The organism is Microbacterium sp. zg.Y909, assembly GCF_024626565.1.
In genome coordinates, this window is record NZ_JANJFJ010000593.1 from 1 (window position 1) to 1836 (window position 1836).

Annotated in this window: 2 protein-coding genes; both read right to left on the reverse strand. The window is 73.4% G+C overall.

From position 1 onward, the window contains the following. Nucleotides 1–481, reverse strand: a 481-nt coding sequence (locus tag NQ160_RS23210) for an FAD-dependent oxidoreductase (protein WP_257517372.1), incomplete at its 3' end; no start/stop codon positions are given. Between the two features lie 87 nt (nt 482–568). Beyond that, entirely contained in the window at nt 569–1834 is a 1266-nt protein-coding gene (gene purD, locus NQ160_RS23215) for a phosphoribosylamine--glycine ligase (RefSeq protein WP_257517373.1), read from the reverse strand. Between the last annotated feature and the right edge of the window lie 2 nt (nt 1835–1836).

Here is a 1836-nt window from a genome sequence, read left to right on the forward strand (position 1 = left end):
AGCGGACGTCCTGCGCCATGGCCTCGGTGATGGTGGCGTAGTCCACCGCGGCGGTGTGCGGCGAGTGGACGGCGGCGACTCCCGCCACGTGCGGCTCGATCTCCCGCAGGTGGGCCACATCGTCGATGCGCACGAGGTCGGGGACCCCGTTCGTGACGGAGCGGCGCTCGATCTCGGCCAGCGCCGGCAGCTCGGTCTCATCCACGGCCACGACCAGCTTGCCGACCTCGCGGTACGGCAGGCCCTTCTCCTCGCAGAACTCCCGTATTGACACCCGGCCCGCCGCGCACAGCGTCGCCTTGAGTGACCCCGGCGCGTAGTAGAGCCCGGCGTGGACGACGCCGGAATTGCGCCCGGTCTGGTGCTGGGCGAGGCGCGCTTCTTTCTCCAGCACGGTCACGGCCGCACCCCGCCTCGCCAAGAGACGCGCCAGCGCGACCCCGACGATTCCGCCCCCGATGATTCCTATGCGCTCTGCCACCCGATGCCCCCCGGCGTTCGACGATTCGCGCAACGATAACGCGAACCGCGCTCGACGGGCGCGGCCCGGCCGCCGCCGCAGGCCGTTTCAGCCCTCGACGGCCCGCAGCGCGATGTCGGTGCGGTGGTGGGATCCCTCCAGGCGGATGCGCCCGAGCGCGGTGTACGCGCGCTCCCTGGCCTCGAAGAACGTGTTGCCGAGGGCGACGACGTTCAGCACCCGCCCGCCGGTGGCGATGAGCTCGCCGTCGCGTTCGGCGGTGGCCGCGTGGGCCAGGTGCACGCCCTCGACCGATGCCGCGGCATCCAGCCCGCTGAGCACGCGCCCCGTCACGGGGTCGGCGGGGTATCCCTCGCTGGCGAGCACGACGGTGACGGCTGCCGCCTCGGCGAAGGCCGGCGCGGGCTCGTCCTCGAGGTGCCCGGACGCGGCCGCCATGAGCAGCGATGACAGGGGCGTCGCCAGCCGGGCGAGCACGACCTGGGTCTCGGGGTCGCCGAAGCGGGCGTTGAACTCGATCACCTTCACGCCCTGCTCGGTGAGGATGAGGCCGGCGTAGAGCAGGCCGATGAAGGGCGTTCCCTCGGCGTCGAGCTGGCGGATGACCGGCTGGGCGACGGTGCGCGTCACCTCGGCGACGAACTCGTCCTCGCCCCCGAAGGCGCCGGCCAGCCACGGCAGCGGCGAGTAGGCGCCCATGCCGCCGGTGTTCGGCCCGGCGTCGTCGTCGTGGGCGCGCTTGTAGTCCTGCGCGGGGGACAGCGGCACGACGCGGTCGCCGTCGGAGACGAAGAAGAGCGACACCTCAGGTCCCGACAGGAACTCCTCCACGAGCACCGGTCCGCCGGGCAGGTAGGCCTCGGCATGGGCCAGCGCCGCCGCACGCTCCTCGGTGACGATGACGCCCTTGCCCGCGGCCAGGCCGTCGGCCTTCACCACGTGCGGCGACCCGAGTTCGTCGAGAGCCGCCTCCACCTCGGCGAGGGTGCGGGCCCGCACCGCGCGGCCGGTCGGCACGCCCGCGGCATCCATGATGCGCTTGGCGAAGGTCTTCGAGCCTTCGAGCTGTGCCGCCGCCTTGCCCGGGCCGAAGGCCGGGATGCCGCGCTCGCGCAGCGCATCGGCGACGCCGGCGACCAGCGGCGCTTCGGGCCCGATGACGACGAGGTCGATGGCGTTCTCGTTGGCGTAGACCGTGACCGCGCCGGGATCGGCCGGATCGAGGTCCACGAGGGCGGCGTCGGCGCCGATGCCGGCGTTGCCGGGGGCCGCGAACAGCTCGTGCCCGGCCTCTTCGGCGCGCAGGGCGAGGATGATGGCGTGCTCGCGCGCGCCCGAACCGAGGACCAGGATCT